Genomic DNA, 21,244 nt, shown 5'->3' on the forward strand with positions numbered 1-21,244 from the left:
CGGAAGAAAGCTTTTTTAATGTGGCCGTGCTTCCAAAAAGACTGGCCGAATGGCACCCCAAGGAGCGACATCTATGGTTACTGCCAGTTCTTCGGCTTGTTCAAGCCCAGGGCCGGTTCCTTGTTCCACATAATATTGCTCCAATTGAGGAGCGGTTAAGGTGTCGCTGTAGTACGTGCCGTGGATGGCTCCAAAAAAAGGCTCGTTCGAAACCCGGTCAAGAACGGCGTAGCCATCCGGACCTTCTTTCAAGGTGAAGTAAACTTCGCCATTTTTCAGCCCTTCCGGCCGTAGATCCGGGTATTGCAGGAGCACATATTCGCCGTAAAACGGATCAAATGGATCATACGGCGCTGCCCGCAGCATGAATTGGTCGCCGAACCATGACGTTGCGTAAAAGCTCAAAGCGATTGCCAGCACAACCAGCGTTTGCACGAAGGGAAACAGAAAATTCTTCATGAAGCAGCCCTCGCTTTCTTGCGGTTAAACCACCAGGCGATTCCGGACAAAGCAAACAAAAGAAGCGCACCGACCAGGAAGAACAGCGACATATCCAGCCGTTGCCAAGCAAAGATAAAGTAAAGCACAACTTGCACCAAAATAAAATACACAAATCCGAGGCTAAGCGGCTGATTCTGTCGATGGTTGACAACCAGATAACCGAGCGCCACTGCTTCCGCTAAAACGGCCAGCCCAATTGCGGAGCTGTCGTATAGCGATAAACCAATTGCGCCAAGCGCTGATAGCCAGATAAGAGGCCGGATGCGGAAATAGCACAAGGCAAATATTGCAATGCCTGCAAACAATAGCAGCACCGACTCCCACAAGTTTAAATCTTTGAAGACGGATAGAGAAGAGCCCCGAACGGCCAGGTAGCCCAGTGAAACGGCGCCGCCCGCCAGCAAGTAAAGCGGCTGCAGTATTTTTCGCTTTTCGGGAAAAACAAAAGCCAGAAGCCCAGCCAAAACGAATAAGGTCCAAATGGGCCATAAGCGGCTTTCATAATCCGCCACCGCAAAGAGCATCAACCCGCTTCCAAACAGCAGCAGCCAACTAAATGCGATTGGCAGTTTGTCTTTGCTGAAATAAAGCCAGCCAAGGGATGCAGCGACGTAAACGAACCATTCCATCCAACCCATCGTGAGAACGGAAGACAGCAAGACCTGCATCCCAAAAATAAACGCTACTGCGGCATAGGCAAGATGGCGCCAATAGAAATAATGGGCCATCGCTGCCAGATAAATAGCCCAGCCGATCAGCGAGCTGGATAAAGACAGATGGAATGCTTGAACGGCTACAATCATCGCCGCCCCGAACATGGCGAGCCCGATCAGCCGAAACACGTGCGGCCAGCCAAAATTTTTGCGGTCGGACAAGTGCCCGAGGCCATAAAACAGCCACATCAACAACAAAATCAAACCGATTTTTATAGCAGCCGGCATGACTTGCCAGTTAGCTGCAATAAAACTGAAGACGGCCAGCGAGAAAAAAACGAGGCCAATAATGAGCAAAAGTGGAAGGCGGTTCGGTTTTTCCTGCCTTTGCTCGAATGCCAAGATTTTTTCAGCCGTACTTTGGTCAATAAATCCTTCCTGCTGCCAAAGCGATAACTTTTCTTTCAAAGCCATTTCCCCACCTCCTGCTTAGCGCCATTATAAGCCTTTGGCTATTAAAAGGATAGGTAATTTGCAGGGTTTTCTGCTTTCGTCCGTCTGCTAAAAGCATGGCAAAGCCAGCCGGCTCGCTAAGCGCAAAAGAAACGAGTAAAATAAATCTGTAATTATTTTACTTTGATTGATAGAATATGGATTAACACGGCCACTAGGAGTTGTTAAATAAAAAATGAATTCGCTTCTTTTTTTCTTTCTGGAAAATATGGCATTGATTATTGCCTTGATGTATCTCGCTTTAAAAGTGAAAGAGCTTTTGGTGCTGGAACTGAAAAAGCCTTCTTACCTGCTTGGGCTGTCTGCTCTTTTTATCAGTTTTCTCACGTTTTCCGTTATGTACAATCCGTTCAATTATGAGGGCATGCGGCTGGATTTAAGAGAAGTGCCTTTGTTTTTTGTCAGTTATGTAGGGGGCTGGCAATATGGGCTGCTGTCAGCCATTATTCCGGCAATTTACCGTGCTTTTATGGGCGGGCCCACAGCAGTCATTGGTATATTCCAAGCCATTTTGCTGCCGGTGATCATCGGGGCTTTTTTTCACCGCAAACACCCAAAGACCGATATCTTTTTTCCGCTCATTGATTTTAAAAGAATGCTGATTGGATTCCTTGTATTTGAGCTTCTTAAATCGGTCTGGATGCTGCTCAACACACCGGTTTCCGTACCGATCACCATTGCGATGTTCTTTTTTGCGGTGATTGCGGTGCTGGCGATGGCATTGATTTTGAATGAAGAAAACCGCAGTTTTCTTTTGCGGAAAGAACTTGAAGTGTATTCGAATCAGGACTCGCTAACCCGCTTGCCGAATATTCGCTTTTTCAAAAACAAAGTGGAAGACCTTCTGAGCGAAAATACACCGATGCTGATTTCGATGATCGACGTCGATTATTTTAAAGTTTATAACGACACACACGGCCACCAGAAAGGGGATTCAGTTCTTCGGACGCTTGGCCAATTGCTGCTGGAAAGTGCAAGGGAAGAAGACATCGTCGCCCGCTACGGCGGAGAAGAGTTTGTGATTTGTTATACGAACGTTTCCAAACCGGAAGAAGTGGTCTTTTTGGCTGAGCGGTTCCGTAAAAAAGTGGAGGATTACAAGTTCGAGGGAGAAGAGCGGCAGCCGGGAGGCAGACTGACCGTTTCGATGGGGATAAGTTTTTCGTCTGAAAACAAAACGATGGAACAAATCATTGAACAAGCCGACCAGGCACTCTACGAATCGAAAAGACGCGGGAAAAACCGGGTCACGATATACGAAGCATCTTAAAAAGCCTTCCGCTTAAACAAGCGGAAGGCTTTTCAGCTTGTTGAGAAAGATATAGAAAAAAATTCCCCTTAGAATATCTCCGATATTCCGCAAAACAGCTCCGCTTTCCTGCGGGCTTGCGCCGAACTAACTCGGCCTAGCAGCCGAGTGGATTTCGGCACTGCGCTGTCCCGCGGGAGTCTCCGCTGTTTTGCTCCATATCAAGAGAAAGCAAAAAAACACAAGGTGCTTCACTTTATTCCTTCTCTTCACATAGATCCTTATAAAGAAGCAGAAAATAGAATGAAGCGGAAGGCGGCGACTTCTGCGGGAAAGCGAAGCCGTCGAGACCCCGCGAAAAGCGTCCGCCTGAAGCGGAATGCATATTCAAGTAAGGTTTCTCGACAGCCTGAAAAGCCTTCCACTTAAACAAGCGGAAGGCTTTTGCGTTACAAAAAGTAAATCGCTGAGGACATCAGCAGGCCTACCAGAAAAAACAGCAGGCCAACATGGAAAAAGGCTTTTCGGGATGGGAAATGCTTAGCGTAAACAACCGGCTCAGCAGTCCTTTTTTCACTTTCCCGAATCATTTGCTCGCGTTTATTTATTTTTGCAAAAAAGTTTTTAGTGCTTTGAATAAACGCCGCAAAAAATCTGCCTTCAATCAGCAGAAGGATGGAAGCGATGACCAGCAAAGACAGGCCGACCAGAAAAATGGCATCGAGCCATTGAGCCAAGCTCCAAGCGCTTTCCAGCAGGAAAGATAATAGAAAAGAGACAAACAGCGATAGCACAAACAAAATAGATTTAAATGTCATAAATAGTAGTCCTTTCTTCTGTTATCTAAAGATTACCACCCCTTTGTAGTTTTTGAAAATTAAAATATCTTATTGCCTAATCATAGAATAACTATTATGATTAAAAAGAATTATTAGAAAAATAGGGGGTAGGGGAAAATGGGGAGAAAGATTAGAATTCAAGCTTTAATGATTCTTATGGCATTCGTTTTAATATTATCCGGATGTAACTTTAATTCTTCTGAAAGTTCCAGCGAAGGAAGCGGAGACAAAGAAGGGGATACTAAATCAGCAGGCCAGGTATTGAATATTTCGGCAACAGCGGACATTCCTACTTTGGACTCTACAAAAGCCCATGACGGCGTAGCGTTTACTGTGTTGAACAACGTAAACGAAGGGCTTTACCGCCAGGATGAGAACCATCAGCCAATCGAAGCTTTGGTAACAGAACATACAGAGAACGAAGACCAGACCGTGCACACATTCAAATTGCGCGAATCAAAATGGAGCAATGGCGATCCGGTCACTGCACAGGATTTCGAATATGCATGGAAACGCGTGATGAAAGATGCCAGCCCGTATAACTTCATGTTTGTTACAGCAAGCATCAAAAATGCGGAAGCAATTATGAACGGCGAAAAAGATGCAGCTGAGCTAGGGGTAAAAGCTGTAGATGAGCAAACTTTGGAAGTGACACTGGAAAGTGCCAACCCATTATTGCAATCTCTTTTGACTTTCCCGACATTCTTGCCGCAAAACCAGAAATTTGTTGAAGAGCAAGGCGACCAATATGCACTCGAAGCAGAAAACATTCTTTTCAACGGACCATTCAAGTTGGTTGAATGGACACATGACCAAGGCTGGAAATACGAAAAGAACGCAGACTACTGGGATGCAGAAGCAGTTAAGCTGGATACGATCAATGCGTATGTCGTAAAAGATCCAGCAACTGGCGTTAACTTGTATGAAACAAATAAAGTGGACCGCATCGATTTGAGTTCAGAATCAGTTGATCAATTCAAGAACGATCCAAACTTTGACACGATTTTGGAGCCAAGCATGATTTTCTTGCGTTTCAACCATACGCATCCGGTACTTGGAAACAAAAATATCCGCCAGGCGATCAATATGGCAATCGATAAAGAAAGTTTGACGGATGTTATCTTGAAAGACGGTTCTACGGCATTGAACGGCGTAGTGCCAAAAGGGTTCTTCCAATCACCTGAAGGAAAAGACTACCGTGAGTTGAACGGCGACTTCAATACAGGAACAGTGGAAGAAGCACAAAAACTTTGGGAAGCCGGCTTGAAGGAAACGGGCGCATCTGATGTTGCCGTTTCCATCAATATCTCCGACTCGGAAGACCATAAAAAAGTGGCGGAATACCTTCAAGCTCAATTAGAAGACAACCTGCCAGGCTTTAAATTGGAAATCAAAGCGGTTCCGTTCGCTCAGCGTTTGGAAATTGAAAAAGCCATTGACTACGATTTGTCCTTGTCTTCATGGGGCCCTGACTATAGCGACCCAATGACGTACTTGGATATGTGGGTAAAAGGCGGATCTGCTAACCGTATGGATTACCACAATCCGAAATTGGATGAATTGGTAACACAGGCACGTACAGAAACGGATCTTTCAAAACGCTATGAAATGCTATTGAATATCGAGAAAATCCTTTTGGAAGAAGACGCAGCCATCGTGCCTCTTTACCAGGACGGAACTTCTATCTTGATGAGAGAGAAAATTAAAGATTTAATCGTACACCCGACTGGTGCATCCCATTCCTACAAATGGGCATCGATCGAGGAGTAATTTGCAGCTGATACAGCTATAGATACGAGGGTGTAGCCGGGAAACCGGCGCCCTCGTATTTTTCATCCAGAAGGCTTCTCAACTTACAGAATTGAGGTGTTACCATGAAGCGTTATTTCGTGCAGCGAATAGGATATATGTTGATTACACTTTTTATCATTGTTACCGCCACATTCTTCTTAATGCAGCTGTTGCCCGGAACGCCGTTTACCAATCCGGAAAAACTGACGGCCCAGCAATTGACGGTCTTAAATGCAAAGTATGGATTGGATCAGCCGGTGGCTATTCAATACATCCGTTATTTAGGAAACTTGGTGCAAGGGGATTTGGGCTATTCTTTCCAGCATGAAGGACGGACGGTTTCCAGCATGATCAGCACCCGCATCGGGCCATCCGCTTTTATCGGCTTGCAGGCGTTAGTGATTGGTGCCATTCTTGGCCTTGTGCTTGGCATCATTTCAGCTTTGAAGCATAATTCGATTTTTGATTACGGGTCGGTGGCACTAGCAGTTATTGGCATGTCGATTCCGTCTTTCGTTTTTGCTGCCTTGCTGCAATACTACGTGGGCGTTAAATTGGAATGGCTTCCGGTCGCGCTTTGGGAAGGCTACTCGAGCACCTTGCTTCCTTCCATTGCTTTGTCGGTGACCGTTACTGCGACGGTGGCCCGGTTTATCCGAAGCGAAATGCTTGAAGTGCTGGGACAAGACTACGTCATAACGGCTCGGGCAAAAGGCATGAAAGAAAATCAGGTCATTGTCAAACACGTGGTCCGGAACGCACTTATTCCAGTAGTGACGATGCTTGGACCGCTTGCGGTCTCAATTATGACCGGAACACTGGTTATTGAAAAAATCTTCTCAGTTCCAGGTCTTGGCGAACAATTTACTTTGTCTATTCTTGTGCTGGATTACAGCGTTATCATGGGGATTACCATTTTCTACAGTGCATTGTTCATTTTTGTGGTCTTTGTAGTCGATATCATCTACGGCTTCCTGGATCCCCGCATTAACTATAAGGGGGAATCCGCATGAAGGAATTTGATGCAAAACTTCCAGTGCACCGGGATATTCAAACCCAGAACGATTACATCCCGGATGACATTCCATCCGACTTGTTTGTAAAAGCGCCGCTTGACCAAAAGAAAAGCGAAGAAATTTCGACGCCTTCTATGTCCTTCTGGCAAGAGGCTTTCCAGCGTTTAACGAAAAACAAAGGGGCCATGATTTCCTTAGTGCTGTTGCTGCTCCTGATTGTCATGGCATTGATCGGGCCAAGCATGAACGAATTTACGTACCGCGAACAGAATTTGGCTCATTCCAATATGCCGCCGAAAGTGGCCGGCCTGGAGTGGATGGGCTTTGACGGCATAGATGCGAATGGTGTGAACCAATATGCCGAGCGCGACGTGGCGACGAATTATTGGTTCGGCACCGATGAATTTGGCCGTGATCTTTGGACACGGGTTTGGAAAGGGACACAAATTTCCTTATTCATTGCACTAGTGGCAGCTGCGCTCGATTTGGTGATCGGGGTGATCTACGGCGGCATTTCTTCGTTTTACGGAGGGCGGGTGGATAACGTCATGCAGCGGATCATTGAAGTGCTGATGGGGATTCCGAACTTGATTGTCATCATCCTCTTTATCCTGGTGCTCGAACCGGGCATCCGATCCATCATCCTGGCGATGATCATTACCGGCTGGGTCGGGATGGCCCGGGTCGTGCGCGGGCAAGTCCTGCAGCTCAAAGGACAGGAATTCGTCCTTGCTTCCCGGACGCTCGGCGCTTCAAACGGCCGTTTGATCTGGAAGCATTTGATGCCAAACGTCATGGGTCCGGTCATCGTCACCGTCATGTTCACTATTCCAACGGCGATTTTCTTTGAAGCGTTTTTAAGCTTTATCGGACTCGGGCTGCAGGCGCCGCTTGCGTCTCTCGGAGTGCTGATCGAAGATGGCTACAAATCGATGCGGTATTTCCCGTACAAACTGATTTATCCGGCGCTGGTCATCAGCATCATTATGATTTGCTTTAACTTGCTCGCTGACGGTTTGCGCGATGCACTAGATCCGAAGATGAAAAAATAGGGGAGGGTCCACCATGAAAAACACCGTTTTAAAAGTTGAAGACTTGCATGTTTCATTTAAGACCCAAACCGGCAAAATCACTGCGGTGCGGGGCGTGAATTTTGAGTTGAAGAAAGGCGAGACGTTGGCGATTGTCGGGGAATCCGGTTCCGGAAAGTCCGTGACGGCAAAGTCGATTATGCGCCTTTTGCCAAAAAGCACGACGGAAATCACAAAAGGCGATATTCTTTACGACGATAAAAGTCTGTTGAAACTATCGAATAAACAAATAACGGATATCCGGGGTTCGGAGATTTCAATGGTGTTCCAGGATCCGATGACTTCACTGAATCCGACGATGAAAGTCGGCAAACAGATCATGGAAGGCTTGCAGCGCCATCAAAGCATGTCGAAAGCGCAGGCGCGGGAACGGGCGCTTGAAATGTTGAAACTTGTCGGCATTCCAAAGGCAGAAATGCGGCTCGATAACTACCCGCATCAGTTTTCAGGCGGAATGCGCCAGCGTGTCGTCATCGCATTGGCACTTGCCTGCAATCCGAAAGTGTTGATAGCAGATGAGCCGACAACGGCGCTGGATGTGACCATCCAAGCGCAAATTCTCGACTTGATGAAAGACTTGCAGAAAAAGACCGATACTGCGATTATCCTCATTACCCATGATCTTGGAGTCGTTGCCAATATGGCGGACCGGGTCGCTGTCATGTACGGCGGGAAAATCGTGGAACAAGGCACTTTGGATGAAATTTTCTACAATCCGCAGCATCCGTATACTTTAGGCTTGCTGCAATCAATGCCGAAGATGAACGAAGACCGTTCCCAGCCGCTGCTGCCGATTGCCGGCTCGCCGCCGAACCTCGCGACGCTTGGGGAAGGCTGTGCATTTGCCGCCCGCTGTCCGCATGCGATGAAAGTGTGCCATACCTATACGCCGCGCGACACGGTTGTAGGAAACGACCACCATACAGCTGCATGCTGGCTGCAGGATCCGCGGGCGTCGAAAACAGAAACCGAAGAAGTGCTAGTTGTTAATTGACGGATTAATCAATGAATAAAAACGGCAGCCAAACTCGACAAGCCGAGTTTGGCTGCCGTTTTTTTATGGCTATAAATTCTATGGCAGAAGAAAAGTTTCAAAAGTTGAAAAGCAGCCAAACAGTCGGTAGAGAAAATTATTTTCCATCAAATTATTCGAGTATGATTCACTAAAAATTTCTAAAAATTCTGAAATTAAATTGACTTTGTCTCACCATTAATGAATAATGAAGGGAATACCTGCTAGAAAAAGGAAATTGAAAACTTCATCTACAGTAACTTACTCGCTCCTATCCCCGTACAAAGAAATCCATTTACCCATGTTCTCCGATAAATCGTTGACAGATTTGTTTTGCATGCAAATCGGCTGAACGTTATTTTTCCACGTCAAAAGAAAAGCAGTTCTACAAAAGAAGGGGGAAAATAGAATGAAGAGAAATGCAGTGTGGGCAATCATCCTTTTACTACTCATCGGTATGTTGGCAGCTTGTGGTTCAGGGGATGCCAAGGAAACGGTGCAGGGGGAAAAAGAAAGCAATAAAGACGGTGTCCTTAACCGGATTGAAGAATCGAAGGAATTGAATGTGGCTTTTGAAGGAACTTACCCGCCTTTTAATTTCATTGATGACAATGATGAATACCAGGGATTTGATGTTGATATTTCAAATGAAATTGCGAAGCGCCTTGGCGTTAAAGTGAATTTTATTGCTACTAAATGGGATGGGCTGATCGGCGGATTGAAGGCTGATAAATTTGATATCATCATCGGCCAGATGACAGTGACAGAAGAACGGAAGAAAAGTGTCGATTTCACGGATCCATACGTGATCACCGGTTCAGTGCTCGTGACCCGCGAAGATACAAACGATATTACAAAGCTTGAAGATATCAAAGGCAAAAAAGTCGGCGTCGGCGGTGGAACAACGTTTGAGGAAGTTGCCAATAGCGTGGACGGGGCTGAAGTGAAGTTATACAAAGCGGTCGGCGATTACATCCAGGACCTGACAAACAAACGCTTGGACGTAATCATCAACGACCAATTGCTCATCAGCTATAACATCAAAGAACAAGGCCTTCCAATCAAAATAGCGAGCGATATTTTGAACAAAGATGAAATCGGCATGGCGGTCAATAAAGGCAATGAAGATTTTATCGAAAAAGTGAACGTGGCCTTAGGCGAAATGAAAGAAGATGGAACTTACAATGAAATTTATAAAAAGTGGTTTGGAACAGAGCCATTAGCAAATTAATGGCGGGATAAAGTGGTCAAAGGAACGTCTTTGATCACTTTGTTTTTCATTTTTTTTGAAAGGCTCATGTAGAAGGAGGAGGAGAACCTTGCATATCTTCGTTTTAGGTACAGGAATGATTGGAACAACGGTTGTGACAGAGATGGTGAAATTTCCGGAAATCGACCGGATTACTGCGGTGGATGTGAACCAAGCGAGCATTGATAAATGCCTGGCCATTGCCAATAATCCAAAAGTGATCGGCAAAGTAGCTGCTCTCCAAACGGAAGAAGACATCGCGCGCGTATTAACTGGCGCTGACGTTGCTGTCGCGTGTCTTCCTCATTCTCTTAGCCTGTCTGCCGTTAAAGCGGCTATCTCTTCTCACTGCCATTTGGTGGATTTAGTCGGTTCGCAATTCAGGGAAAAAATGGAGTTAGATGAGCAGGCAAAGAAGGCAGGAGTTATCATTGTGCCGGGGTGCGGGGTGGCTCCGGGAATAACTAATTTTTTAGCGGCGCAAGGCATTGATCTTCTCGATGAAGCGGATGAAGCAATTATGACATGCGGCGGAATCCCGAGGCATCCGATTCCGCCTCTTTGGTATCAAGTGGTGTACCGCCTTGAAAGTTTATTGCGGCTGTATACAAAGCCGGCTATTGCTATTCAAGACGGAGAAATTGTCGAATTGGCGCCTCTGTCGAATTTGCAGGAAATCACTTTTCCTGAGCCGGTCGGGCTTTGCGAAACGGTTATAACCGATGCTCATAGCACCGCTTTCATATTAAAAGGAAAAGTAAAGAATTTATATGAAAAAACAGTGCGCTATCCCGGGCATTGGGAAAAAATGAAAGTGATCGGCGAACTTGGCTTTCTCGACGACATCCCGGTCGCAGTCCAAGGAATTTCCATTACTCCGCGCGCTTTTGCAGAAAAGGTGCTGGCAACAAAAATGAAAGGGGACTCGCATAAGGACATTACTGTTCTGAGGGTCGAAGTGTCGGGCACAAAAGATGGAGCCCGCACAAAGCATCGATGGGAAATGGTGGATTTGTATGACGATGAACGGAATATTACCTCGATGGCTAAAACAACAGCTCTACCGGCACTGCTTATCGCGAAACTAATTGCTACAAAACAAATAACCGAGACAGGCGTTGTTCCAATCGAAAGTTTAATTATCCGGGATCGGTTCCAACCGTTTATGGCAGAGCTGAAACGTTTAGGCCTTGATCTTGAATACACGGAAGAAATTTTCGAATAAATGGAAGAACAAGCATAGCACTTGTCTGAAAGGAGAACATATGGACGTTACCATTATAATTGACTCATTGCCGTCCTTGCTGAAAGCAACATTGATGACGATTTTCTTAGCAGCAATATCGATCCTGATTGCCTTGGTCATTGGATTTTTTACAGCTATCATCCGTATCCTGAAAGTAAAAGTGTTAAATGAAATTGCCAATACGTATGTTTCTCTCATGCGGGGAACGCCGCTTTTAGTTCAGATTTTCGTCATTTATTACGGCTTGCCGCAAATCGGTATTTCTTTGGACCCCATTTCTTCAGGCGTGCTGGCCTTGAGCTTAAATGCGGGAGCCTATCTTTCAGAATCCTTCCGTGCTTCCATTCTGGCAGTCGATAACGGGCAAATGGAAGCGTCGATGTCGATGGGCATGACCTATCCCCAGGCGCTAAAGCGGATCATTTTGCCGCAAAGCTTACGGATCGCCATTCCGACTTTATCCAATTCTTTTATTGTGTTGATCAAAGACACTTCACTCGTTTCGGTCATCACCGTCACGGAATTGCTGCAAATGTCGAGTTTGATCATTGCGAAAACGTTTGAACCGCTGACCATTTATTTGGTGGCCGCTGCGATTTATTGGATTTTGATATCATTCTTCACCAAGCTGCTGGATAAGCTGGAAGTGCAGAGTTCCAAATACTTAGTCCGCTGAAAAGTTAGGAGATGGCTATGACAATGATTCAAATCGAACATCTAAAAAAAGCCTTTGGCGACAACGAAGTATTAAAAGGCATCGATTTGACAATCGATAAAAGCGAAGTTGTGGTCATCATGGGCCCCAGTGGTTCCGGAAAATCCACCTTGCTGCGCTGCTTGAATTTCTTGGAAGAGCCAACCGATGGCATCATTCAAATTGGGGAATACCAAGTGCATGCAGGCGGTAAAATTGATCGCCATCGTAAAAAAGTGATACGGGAGTTAAGGAAAAAAACCGGCTTTGTTTTTCAGTCGTTCAATTTATTTCCCCATAAAACCGCTATTGAAAATGTCATGGAAGGCCCTATTGCCATTCACGGGACAAAAACGGAAGAAGCGAGAACGATCGCTGAAGCTTTGCTCGTCAAAGTAGGGCTAGGCGACCGCTGCGATCATTTTCCGGCCCAACTGTCAGGTGGGCAACAGCAGCGTGTCGCAATTGCCAGGTCGCTTGCCTTAAATCCGCTCGTCATGCTTTTTGATGAGCCGACTTCAGCACTCGATCCGGAACTTGTACGCGAAGTGCTGCTGGTCATCAAAAGCCTGGCAGAAGAAGGCATGACGATGGTTATTGTCACACACGAAATGAACTTTGCGAAAGAAGTGGCAGACCGTGTCGTTTTTATGGATGAAGGAATTATCGTGGAACAAGGGACGTCAAAAGACATTTTTCTTAATCCAAAAGAAGAAAGAACAAAACAATTTCTTTATAAAGTGGAGGCAGTTGTCACGGAGTAAAAGAAAAAACACAGTTTCTAGCAGCCGGCGAATCATCATTGGCCGGCTGCTTTTTGGGTACAATAAAAACAAGGATATAAAGGGGGGATTGAATGGAAGCGGAAAAGATTAATATTTACACGGAGAGTAATCAATATCTTGGAATGGCCGCGCGCGAAGATGTGCACAGACAAGGATATTGGCATCAGACTTTCCATTGCTGGTTCATCAGCCAGAATGACGGAAAAGATTGGATTCATCTGCAATTGCGGAGCAGTACTAAAAAGGATTTCCCAAACCTGCTCGACATTACCGCCGCGGGACATTTGCTGGTAAACGAAACGGCAGAAGACGGTGTCCGGGAAGTGCAAGAAGAGCTGGGGATTGCTGTAAAGTTTGAAGACCTTATACCGCTTGGCGTTATCAAAGACCAGATTCACCAAGAAGGATTTATCGACAATGAGCATTGTCATAATTTCTTATACCTTGCAAAAGAAAACTCTGACCTAAGGTTCGAGTTGCAAAAAGAAGAAGTGGCGGGGATGGTGTCGGCTGACTTTCAGGCTTTCTCAGAATTGTGTACGGGAAAAAGGGCGCAGGCGGCTGTAGAAGGGTTTAAAATGGCAGATGACGGAACCGCAGAACCGTTTGCTAAGACGATCAGGAAAAGCGACTTGGTGCCGCATAGTCAAAATTACTTGGAACAAGTAGCAGTTCGCATACAGCAAGTGCTTGAGAAAGCGTGAATTGTCCAGAAAAGGCCGAAATCAAGGAGGCTGAACATGAGCAATATTGATAAACGCAACCGGTTGGACGAAGAACCTTTCACCTACAAAATCAGCAAGAATCTTACAGTTTTTATTTCGTACAGAGGCAAAGAAATCAAAAGCGTTAAAGGGAAAGAAGCGGACAAGCTGATTGGCCGCCTGCAGCAAGTGGAAACCGCCAAAGACCTCCAATTGGTGTTGGCGAAAGCGACCGGCCATTTCAAGCATGGCAATGAAAAAACGGGAAAGTAAGACGCTGGGGCACAATGCACCCAGCGTCTTTTGCTGTTATTTGAACAATTGAGGAATGCCGTTCGACAAAGTATAAATGCCCATCCAAGCCATCGCGATGACGATGATAATACCGAAAATGGTCATCCAAAGCGGGTGTTTGTAGTCGCCGACAATTTTTGCTTTATGTGCAGCAACGAGCATAACGCCGAGTGCAATCGGCAGGATCAAGCCGTTCAAGGAACCGACCAGGACAAGAATCAGCACGGGCTGGCCGACTATGACAAAGACCGTTGTGGAAATAACGATAAAGGTAATGACCAGCCAGCGGTTGTTTCTGTCGAGAAACGGACTGAAGGTCCGGATAAAAGATACGGAAGTGTAAGCTGCTCCGACTACCGAAGTGATGGCTGCGGCCCACATGACAACACCGAAAATCTTGTAGCCGATATTTCCGGCAGCCAACTGGAAAACGGATGCCGGCGGATTGGCTGGGTCCAAGGAAAGCCCTTGCGATACGACCCCTAACACGGCCAGGAAGAGAATGATGCGCATAAGGGAGGCAATCCCGATGGCATAGATGGAACTGCGGGTAACTTGCGGCACCGCTGCTTTGCCGGTCAACCCGGCATCGATGAGCCGGTGCCCGCCGGCAAACGTGATGTATCCGCCGACAGTGCCGCCCACCAGCGTAACGATGGCAAAGATATCGATCGTATCCGGAGCAAATGTTTTAACGACGGCTTCGCCTACTGGAGGCTGTGCAGTGAACATGACGTAAAGGGTTAAACCGATCATGACAAAACCAAGAATCTGCGCAAAGCGGTCCATCGCTTTGCCGGCTTCTTTAATCACGAAGATGCCGACCGCTATCAGGCCGCTTACCAATGCCCCAACTTTAGGGTCAATCCCGAACAAGACATTGATTCCAAGTCCTGCTCCGGCAATATTGCCGATATTGAAAGCAAGGCCACCCATAACCACCAGAATGGCCAGCAAGTACCCAAGCCCCGGAAGAACGTCATTGGCAATGTCCTGAGCCCGTTTTCCGGAGACGGCAATGATGCGCCAAATATTCGTCTGAGCGCCAATGTCAATAATGATGGAGATGAGGATGACAAAACCGAATGATGCCAGCAATTGTTCCGTGAAAACGGTGGTCTGCGTCAGAAAGCCCGGTCCGATGGCGGAAGTTGCCATCAAGAAGGCGGCGCCAAGCAAGATGCTGCGGTTCGTATTCTTCATGTGTTTTCCCTCCCTTTTATTGTTTTACATAAATTCCTCCACTTTTGTGATCTCAATTTCCGCTTCTTTTAGTGATTTGGAAATGGCTGCTGCAAATTCCAGCGCCGTTATGCCGTCACCGTGTATGCAGATGGTTTCGGCTTTAATTGCAATGTCCTGATTTTGTACGGTGTGCACTTTGTTTTCCTGCACCATGCGGATGACCTGGCTGATTGCGGTATCCGGATCGGTAATAAGGGCATTGGAATGCGTGCGAGGCGTCAATGTGCCGTCTTGCTGGTAGGTTCGGTCCGAGAAAACTTCATTGGCTGTGCGCAGTCCGATTTTTTCGCCGGCTTTCATCAACTCGCTGCCGGACAAGCCGAATAGGATCAATTCAGGATTGACTTTATACACCGCTTCGGCAATTGCTTCAGACAAAGCGGCATCTTTTGCGGCCATGTTGTAGAGTGCGCCATGGGCTTTGACATGCTGCAAACGGCCGCCTTCCGCCTGGACAAAGCCAGACAAAGCACCGATTTGATAGACTGTCAGGTCATAAGCTTCCTGAGGGGAAATCGCCATATTGCGGCGGCCGAAACCGACCAAATCCTGAAGGCCTGGGTGGGCGCCGATCCCTACATTTTTCTCAAGCGCCAAGGCCACCGTTTTCCGCATCGTTGCCGGGTCTCCGGCGTGAAAGCCGCAGGCAATGTTAGCGGAAGTTACAAAATCAAGAATTTCTGCGTCGTTTCCTAATTGATAAGCTCCGAAACTTTCTCCCATATCACAATTCAAATCCACTTTGAACGTCATTTTCCTGCCTCCCTTTTTAAATTGATGCCCACTTTTAATTGGCGGATTTGCGTTTCTTGATCCAGATAAAGCTGCTGTGCTTCTGCTACAGAAATTTCTTTGAAGCGGATCTTTTCACCGGGCTTTAACTGGCTGACAAGCGGCAAATCGACAGCAGCCACTTGGCCAATCTTCGGATAGCCGCCGGTAGTCTGGCGGTCTGCCAAAAGGATAATGGGATTGCCGTCAGAAGGCACTTGAATCGACCCAAAGGACACCGCTTCTGAAATCAGTTCTTTTGGTTCTTCGAGTGCGAGCCGTATCCCTTCTAACCGGTAGCCCATGCGGTCGGAATGGGAAGAAACCGCAAAAGCTTCACTGAAAATATAGCTCCGGCTGTCGCGGTTAAACAATTCAAACTGGCGGCCTTTCATCATCCGGACAACCGGTTCACTGGAATAACGCGGAGCAGCAGTTTTCCATTCCACGCCATTGCCGGTGGCATGAAGCAAAGAAGCGGCAAGCTGCGGCGGAATAGGGTTGACCGGGACGATATCGCCCGCTTGCAGCGCCCGCCCGTGAAAACCACCGATTCCAGCGCGCAAGTAAGTGGATTTGCTGTTCATCAGCTCTGGAACGTCTATTCCTCCTGCGACTGCCAAATAGGCTCGGCACCCTGAACGGGGGGCGCCGAATTTCAGGACACTGCCTTCTTTGACAAAGGCCGGCCGCCACATTTTCATGTCGGTTCCATCGATTTGTGGAGACAAGTCTCCACCACAAAGCGCAATGAATGCATCTTGCTGAAACTGGATGGTTGGGCCCGTCATCGTTATTTCAAATGTGGCAGCATTTTCTCCGTTGCCGACCAGCAAATTTGCTATTCGGTGTGCAAAAGGGTCCATCGCTCCGCTTGCAATGACGCCGTATTTTTGAAAACCAAAACGGCCCAGGTCCTGCACGGTGGTCTGGAGGCCGCTTTTAATAATTTTCAGCATGCTCTTCCTCCTTCCATGCGCGGTATTCTTTTTCTGATATTCGCCGGAAGGCAATTTTGTCGCCAGCCCGCAGCAAGCTTGGAATTTCTTGTTCCGGGCGAAACAGCCGGATCGGCGTGCGGCCGATCAACTGCCAGCCACCAGGCGTTTCAATTGGATAGACGCCTGTCTGTTTGCCGGCAATGCCGACGGTTCGTTCGGGAATACGCAGCCTTGGAGAATCACGCCGCGGCGCTGCGATTTTCTCAGACATGCCGCTGATGAATGGAAAACCGGGAGCAAAACCAATCATGGAAACCGAATAAGTGCCGGAAGTGTGGATATCGATTACTTGTTCCGGTGTCAATCCGTTGTGTTCAGCCACAAAATCGAGGTCCGGGCCAAACTCGCCGCCGTAGCAGACAGGGATCTCCACTGTCCGCGAAAGGGAAGATGCGGTTTCTTCGGCATGCGGCAGCAATGTTTCAAGGTCGGATTTGACGGACTCATACAAAGCGCCTAGTGGATTGTAAAAAACGGTTACGGTTGTAAACGCCGGGATGAATTCCACCATCCAGGCAGGCGGTTGCGCTTCGAGCAAAGCCGCAATGGCCTGGATCCTTTTTTGCGTGTCGTCAGTGATTTCTGTTCCGGCTTCAATGACGATTGCCCCTTCGCCAAGAGGAGAAAATGTATAGGGCATGTAATCACCTCATCCTCAGATTATTCTAACTACTTCGTTTAGTATAAGGTTTTATAGGAAGAGGTGAAAGGTTTACAGACAAGGTGGAAGGGATTTTTTGAAAATAAACCACACATATTGGAGCGGAAGCGATCTGTTTGCACAGCGAAAGAGGTGATATTCGGTTTTCAATCCCGTAGTATAGAAACCATCAAAGAAGCCAAAGTGGAAATGGGAGAAATGTCTGGAAAGCGGAAGGAGGAAGGCCATGCTTGAAACGGAAGAGTTGAAAAAAGTATTCAAAGGAAAAGTCGCTGTGGAAGGGGCTAGCCTGTACCTGGATAAAGGCGAGGCGGTCGGTTTGCTTGGCCCGAATGGAGCGGGGAAATCCACAACGATTTCCATGATTTCAACCTTGTTGAAACCAACGTCTGGAGATGTGCGGTTAAACGGAAAAAGTGTTATTCAAAATCCAAGTGAGATGAGGCGGGTTCTGGGCATAGTGCCGCAGGAAATCGCTTTATATCCGGAATTGACTGCTTACGAAAACTTGAAGTTCTTTGGCAGAATTTACGGCCTTTCCGGAAAAGCGTTAGAATCCGCCATTCAGCAATCACTGGAATTGGTTGGACTGGCGGAGCGCCAGAAAGAGGTTGTCAAAACCTATTCGGGCGGCATGAAGCGGCGCATCAATATTGCTGCTGCTATGATGCACGAACCTGAAATCATTATCATGGATGAGCCGACGGTCGGAATCGATCCGCAGTCGCGCAGCCACATTCTGGAGATGGTGCGCCGCCTCAATCGGGAAAAAGGGTTGACGGTGTTGTACACCAGCCACTACATGGAAGAAGTGGAACGCCTCTGTGACCGGGTTTACATCATGGACCATGGAAAAATCATCGCCAGCGGCACAAAAGAGGAATTGAAAAATATTCTTTCCAATGAAGAAACGATTTGGATTGAATTGAACCGTCCGAATGAAGCATTCTTTCAAGAACTGAAATCTTTTGATGGAACCAGGAAGGCATTTGAAACAGAGCAAGGCATCAAATTGATTCTTCCAAAAGGAAGCCGTGTGCTGGGGAAGATTTTTCAAGCATCGGAACGCCACCGGGTTCAAATCGTGAACGTCAACGTCCAGACGCCTAGTTTGGAAGATGTGTTCCTCCATCTGACAGGCCGGAAACTGAGAGATTGAGGAGGTGGACCCATGTATGCCTTTTTGAAGAAAGACATTCTGGTTTTAGTGCGCAACCGGACTGAACTGGCTGTACTTCTGGCGATGCCTTTCCTTTTAATTGCGATTTTGGGTTTTGCCTTGAGCGGATTGCTTAGCGGAAATTCAGAAGCATTATCGATGGAAGTCGCGATTGTCCAAGAGGATGATGAACAGCAGGGGCTCACCCGGTTTGCGGAAGCGCTTGAAAAGTCGGAAATGCCTGCAGCCGAAAAGAGGCGGTTGAGGGAAGCGGCTGAAGCAACGAGCCCTGCCACTTTGCTGCAGGAGATTTTAAAAGGCGAAAGCCTCAGCAGTTTGGTGAAGGTTCATGAAATGGATGCTGCAGCAGCGAAACGTGCGCTTGAACAGGAAGAAATAGTGGCAACCCTCACCATACCGGAGGATTTCACTTTCCAAACGCTGCAGAAAATGCTGCTGGATGCAGGCGACGGAAGCGAGCTTCAATTGATGATTTCGGATCAGGCAGCGACTCAGGCGGAAGTATTCCAGAGCATTTTGGATGAAATAGTCCGGTCACTGAATTTTGAAAGCGCCATTTTCCGAATAGGTGTAGAAGCGGGAGCGGAAGAAACACAGCCGCAATTCGGGGGCGTCGAAAGCATTTCAGCAGCAGAACCAATTTCTTCCTTTCAATACTACACGATTGGCATGGCGGTGATGTTTGCCTTATTTGTTAGCGGCATCATCTCATCCATGGCCTATATGGAGAAAAAGCAATTTGTCTTCCAACGGATTTTGCTGTCGAACCATCATTCATTCATTTATTTAACTGGAAAGGCGATTTCTGCCGCAGTTATTGCGTTATGCCAGTTTTTGATTTTATTTTTCTTTTCTTCACTGATTTTTCGGGCATTCGAATTGACGGATTTGTCATTCTGGCCGGGCATGCTGTTGATTGCTGCCAGTTTGGCCGTCTGCGTCGGGGCATTGGCTGCTTTCTTAACTTCGTTGATGATGCGTTTTAATAATGACACCATTACAACAGTCTTTTCCGGCATTGTGGTGACGATATTTGCCTTTCTTGGCGGCAGCTTTACCCCAACAGACAACTTGCCTGTTTTTATACAGCAGCTTGGGGGCTGGACGCCGAATGGCGCTTCCTTACAAGCGTTTCTCATCTGGGCACAGACCCAGGAAATCGGCCTGCTGTGGGAACCGCTTAGCCATGTTTTGCTGGTGGCCATTGCGCTGCTTATTTTAAGTCTGCTGATTTTTCCCGGAAAGGGGGAGGCTTAACGATGATCTCTGTCTTTTTACTGCAATGGCAAAGATTTCGCCGGGCCCCCGCGATGATTTTATCGTTTCTTGTCATGACCGTTGTCTTTGTGGCTTTGCTCTCCGGCAATGACCCGGCGGAGCGCCCGCCAATCCTTGCTTACGCAGATGATTCGCTGGGGGAAGCGGCAGCGGAAGAATGGCTGGCTTCGCTGAATGAAACAGAAGAATTTGAGTTCCAGTTAATGAGGGAAAAACAAGTGCGCGAAGCGGTTTCAGCCGGTGATGCGCCGCTAGGGCTTCGCCTCATGGACGGGGATTACCGGATTTTGCTGGCGGCAGATGATGTGAGCCGCTTTGCTCTAGAGGCATTTTTGAAACGGAAGTACCAAGAGGAGATGCGGCTCGGGCAAGTGGAACAGCAAGTTCCTGGCAGCGATATCCGCACCCGAGCAGCGGCCGCGATGAAAGAGCCGGCACTCCAAGTTGTCACGTCCACTTTAGATGGCAAAGAAGAATTTCAATATGATAATCGATTGCAGATGCTTTTTGGGATGACCCTTTTCTTCTCGGTATACACCATCATGTTCAGCTTAGTGAAAATCGTTGAAGAAAAAAAGCAAGGCACGTGGAACCGATTGATTTTGTCTCCGGTCGGGAAATGGGCGATTTACTTGGGCCATCTCGCTTATAGCTTTGCCATCGGCTATTTCCAGATTGTCCTGATTTTTGTGTTATTCAAATACATCTTTCGTTTTGATATCGGCGCCCGGTTCGGGGCGGTTTTATTGATTGCTGCATGCTACACTTTTGCAATTGTGGCATTGGGGCTGCTCGTTACAAGCCTGCTCAGCCGTCCCCCGCAGCTGAAAGCGGTAATCCCGATTATGGCAACCGGCATGGCGATGATCGGCGGCGCTTTTTGGCCGATTGAACTGGTCAACAATGGAATGCTGCTGGCCATCTCTAAGATTTTGCCCATCACTTATGGCCTTGATGCGTTAAAAGGCGTCGCGCTATACAACCGCAGCTGGCAGGAACTCAGTGAACCAATTTCATTTTTGCTGCTGTTCGGCGTGGTCTGCATGGGAATCGGCATCAGTTTGATGGAACGGCGTACTTAATTAAACAGAAATCATTGAAAAAGCTGCCCTGTATATGGGCAGCTTTTTCTCAGTGTGCCCGGCATGGGCGTAATCTATAGGGTGCAAGTCCCGAACGGTGAAGGCAGAAGTAACCGTTAGCCAAGCGCAAGGGTGTCCACGGCGACGTGGAATCTGAAGGAAGCGGGCGGCAAACCTCCGGTCTGAGGAACACGAACTTCATACAAGGCTATGTGCGATTGGGTGAGTCTGCTGAACAAGGCAAAGCCCTTTCTGCCGAAGGTCGCATGCAGTAAATGAAGCAGATAGGTGGAGGGAAAGATTGCGTTCTTACCCGGGGAGGTCTGGTTGAAACGCCAAGTACCCTTGGTAACCTGCCCAGTGATGGGCAGCTGAACAACCAGAAGTCA

At 47.4% G+C, this 21,244-nt stretch carries 21 protein-coding genes; 14 read left to right on the top strand and 7 right to left on the bottom strand.

The window, feature by feature from the left end; translation table 11 throughout:
- Window positions 1-15: 15 nt before the first annotated feature.
- Both BLQ32_RS18820 and BLQ32_RS18825 read right to left on the bottom strand, forming a co-directional pair.
- The gene (locus BLQ32_RS18820; RefSeq protein WP_036802675.1) at window positions 16-459 is read right to left on the bottom strand and encodes a GDYXXLXY domain-containing protein; all 444 of its coding nucleotides are present in this window, start codon (window positions 457-459) and stop codon (window positions 16-18) included.
- The gene (locus tag BLQ32_RS18825; RefSeq protein ID WP_074511718.1) at window positions 456-1,628 is read right to left on the bottom strand and encodes a DUF2157 domain-containing protein; all 1,173 of its coding nucleotides are present in this window, start codon (window positions 1,626-1,628) and stop codon (window positions 456-458) included. The genes BLQ32_RS18820 and BLQ32_RS18825 overlap by 4 nt, the downstream gene beginning before the upstream one ends.
- Window positions 1,629-1,842: 214 nt before the next feature.
- Between BLQ32_RS18825 and BLQ32_RS18830 the strand changes: the two genes are divergently transcribed.
- Window positions 1,843-2,937 carry a GGDEF domain-containing protein gene (locus BLQ32_RS18830; protein WP_074511720.1) on the top strand — a complete coding sequence of 365 codons (1,095 nt, stop codon included), beginning with the start codon at window positions 1,843-1,845 and terminating at the stop codon, window positions 2,935-2,937.
- Window positions 2,938-3,365: 428 nt separating this feature from the next.
- On the opposite strand, the gene BLQ32_RS18835 is transcribed toward BLQ32_RS18830, so the two are convergent.
- Entirely contained in the window at window positions 3,366-3,734 is a 369-nt protein-coding gene (locus tag BLQ32_RS18835) for a DUF3899 domain-containing protein (protein WP_074511722.1), read from the bottom strand.
- A gap of 138 nt (window positions 3,735-3,872) precedes the next feature.
- Between BLQ32_RS18835 and BLQ32_RS18840 the strand changes: the two genes are divergently transcribed.
- The 10 genes from BLQ32_RS18840 to BLQ32_RS18885 all read left to right on the top strand — a co-directional run bounded on the left by BLQ32_RS18840 (window position 3,873) and on the right by BLQ32_RS18885 (window position 13,616).
- Window positions 3,873-5,525, top strand: a complete 1,653-nt coding sequence (locus BLQ32_RS18840) for a peptide ABC transporter substrate-binding protein (RefSeq protein ID WP_074511724.1) — start codon at window positions 3,873-3,875, stop codon at window positions 5,523-5,525.
- A 104-nt stretch (window positions 5,526-5,629) separates the two neighbouring features.
- Complete coding sequence (locus BLQ32_RS18845) at window positions 5,630-6,559, top strand: ABC transporter permease (RefSeq protein ID WP_074511726.1); 930 nt, start codon at window positions 5,630-5,632, stop codon at window positions 6,557-6,559.
- On the top strand, window positions 6,556-7,614 hold the full coding sequence (opp3C, locus tag BLQ32_RS18850; RefSeq protein ID WP_074511728.1) for an oligopeptide ABC transporter permease: 1,059 nt from the start codon (window positions 6,556-6,558) through the stop codon (window positions 7,612-7,614). The genes BLQ32_RS18845 and opp3C overlap by 4 nt, the downstream gene beginning before the upstream one ends.
- Window positions 7,615-7,627: 13 nt before the next feature.
- Window positions 7,628-8,647: an ABC transporter ATP-binding protein gene (locus tag BLQ32_RS18855; protein ID WP_074511729.1), complete on the top strand. Its 1,020-nt coding sequence runs from the start codon at window positions 7,628-7,630 to the stop codon at window positions 8,645-8,647.
- A 427-nt stretch (window positions 8,648-9,074) separates the two neighbouring features.
- Window positions 9,075-9,896, top strand: coding sequence for a transporter substrate-binding domain-containing protein (locus tag BLQ32_RS18860; RefSeq protein ID WP_036802686.1), 822 nt, complete (start codon window positions 9,075-9,077; stop codon window positions 9,894-9,896).
- 88 nt (window positions 9,897-9,984) lie between these two features.
- Entirely contained in the window at window positions 9,985-11,139 is a 1,155-nt protein-coding gene (locus tag BLQ32_RS18865; RefSeq protein ID WP_036802688.1) for a saccharopine dehydrogenase family protein, read from the top strand.
- A 40-nt stretch (window positions 11,140-11,179) separates the two neighbouring features.
- A complete protein-coding gene (locus BLQ32_RS18870) occupies window positions 11,180-11,836 on the top strand; it encodes an amino acid ABC transporter permease (RefSeq protein ID WP_036802689.1) in 657 nt (218 codons plus the stop codon).
- 23 nt (window positions 11,837-11,859) lie between these two features.
- Complete coding sequence (locus BLQ32_RS18875) at window positions 11,860-12,618, top strand: amino acid ABC transporter ATP-binding protein (protein ID WP_074511748.1); 759 nt, start codon at window positions 11,860-11,862, stop codon at window positions 12,616-12,618.
- 92 nt (window positions 12,619-12,710) lie between these two features.
- Window positions 12,711-13,343, top strand: coding sequence for an NUDIX hydrolase (locus BLQ32_RS18880; protein WP_074511731.1), 633 nt, complete (start codon window positions 12,711-12,713; stop codon window positions 13,341-13,343).
- A gap of 36 nt (window positions 13,344-13,379) precedes the next feature.
- Entirely contained in the window at window positions 13,380-13,616 is a 237-nt protein-coding gene (locus tag BLQ32_RS18885; RefSeq protein WP_036802692.1) for a hypothetical protein, read from the top strand.
- 36 nt (window positions 13,617-13,652) lie between these two features.
- Here BLQ32_RS18885 and BLQ32_RS18890 read toward each other — a convergent pair whose 3' ends face one another.
- From BLQ32_RS18890 to pxpB, 4 genes are read right to left on the bottom strand one after another with little or no spacing between them, the layout of a single operon-like run.
- Window positions 13,653-14,840 (bottom strand): NRAMP family divalent metal transporter, encoded by a 1,188-nt coding sequence (locus BLQ32_RS18890; RefSeq protein WP_074511733.1) that lies wholly within the window; start codon window positions 14,838-14,840, stop codon window positions 13,653-13,655.
- 24 nt (window positions 14,841-14,864) lie between these two features.
- Window positions 14,865-15,635 carry a LamB/YcsF family protein gene (locus tag BLQ32_RS18895; protein WP_074511735.1) on the bottom strand — a complete coding sequence of 257 codons (771 nt, stop codon included), beginning with the start codon at window positions 15,633-15,635 and terminating at the stop codon, window positions 14,865-14,867.
- Window positions 15,632-16,612 carry a 5-oxoprolinase subunit C family protein gene (locus BLQ32_RS18900; protein ID WP_074511736.1) on the bottom strand — a complete coding sequence of 327 codons (981 nt, stop codon included), beginning with the start codon at window positions 16,610-16,612 and terminating at the stop codon, window positions 15,632-15,634. The genes BLQ32_RS18895 and BLQ32_RS18900 overlap by 4 nt, the downstream gene beginning before the upstream one ends.
- Window positions 16,596-17,294 carry a 5-oxoprolinase subunit PxpB gene (gene pxpB / locus BLQ32_RS18905; protein ID WP_074511738.1) on the bottom strand — a complete coding sequence of 233 codons (699 nt, stop codon included), beginning with the start codon at window positions 17,292-17,294 and terminating at the stop codon, window positions 16,596-16,598. Before pxpB ends, BLQ32_RS18900 begins: the two co-directional genes overlap by 17 nt.
- Window positions 17,295-17,541: 247 nt before the next feature.
- Here pxpB and BLQ32_RS18915 point away from each other — a divergent pair, with 247 nt between their 5' ends.
- From BLQ32_RS18915 to BLQ32_RS18925, 3 genes are read left to right on the top strand one after another with little or no spacing between them, the layout of a single operon-like run.
- Entirely contained in the window at window positions 17,542-18,474 is a 933-nt protein-coding gene (locus BLQ32_RS18915) for an ABC transporter ATP-binding protein (protein WP_074511742.1), read from the top strand.
- A gap of 12 nt (window positions 18,475-18,486) precedes the next feature.
- Window positions 18,487-19,752 (top strand): ABC transporter permease, encoded by a 1,266-nt coding sequence (locus BLQ32_RS18920; protein WP_074511744.1) that lies wholly within the window; start codon window positions 18,487-18,489, stop codon window positions 19,750-19,752.
- A gap of 2 nt (window positions 19,753-19,754) precedes the next feature.
- A complete protein-coding gene (locus tag BLQ32_RS18925) occupies window positions 19,755-20,855 on the top strand; it encodes an ABC transporter permease (protein WP_074511746.1) in 1,101 nt (366 codons plus the stop codon).
- Window positions 20,856-21,244: the final 389 nt, after the last annotated feature.

This window comes from Planococcus glaciei (genome assembly GCF_900099655.1).
In the GTDB taxonomy this organism is placed as follows: domain Bacteria; phylum Bacillota; class Bacilli; order Bacillales_A; family Planococcaceae; genus Planococcus; species Planococcus glaciei.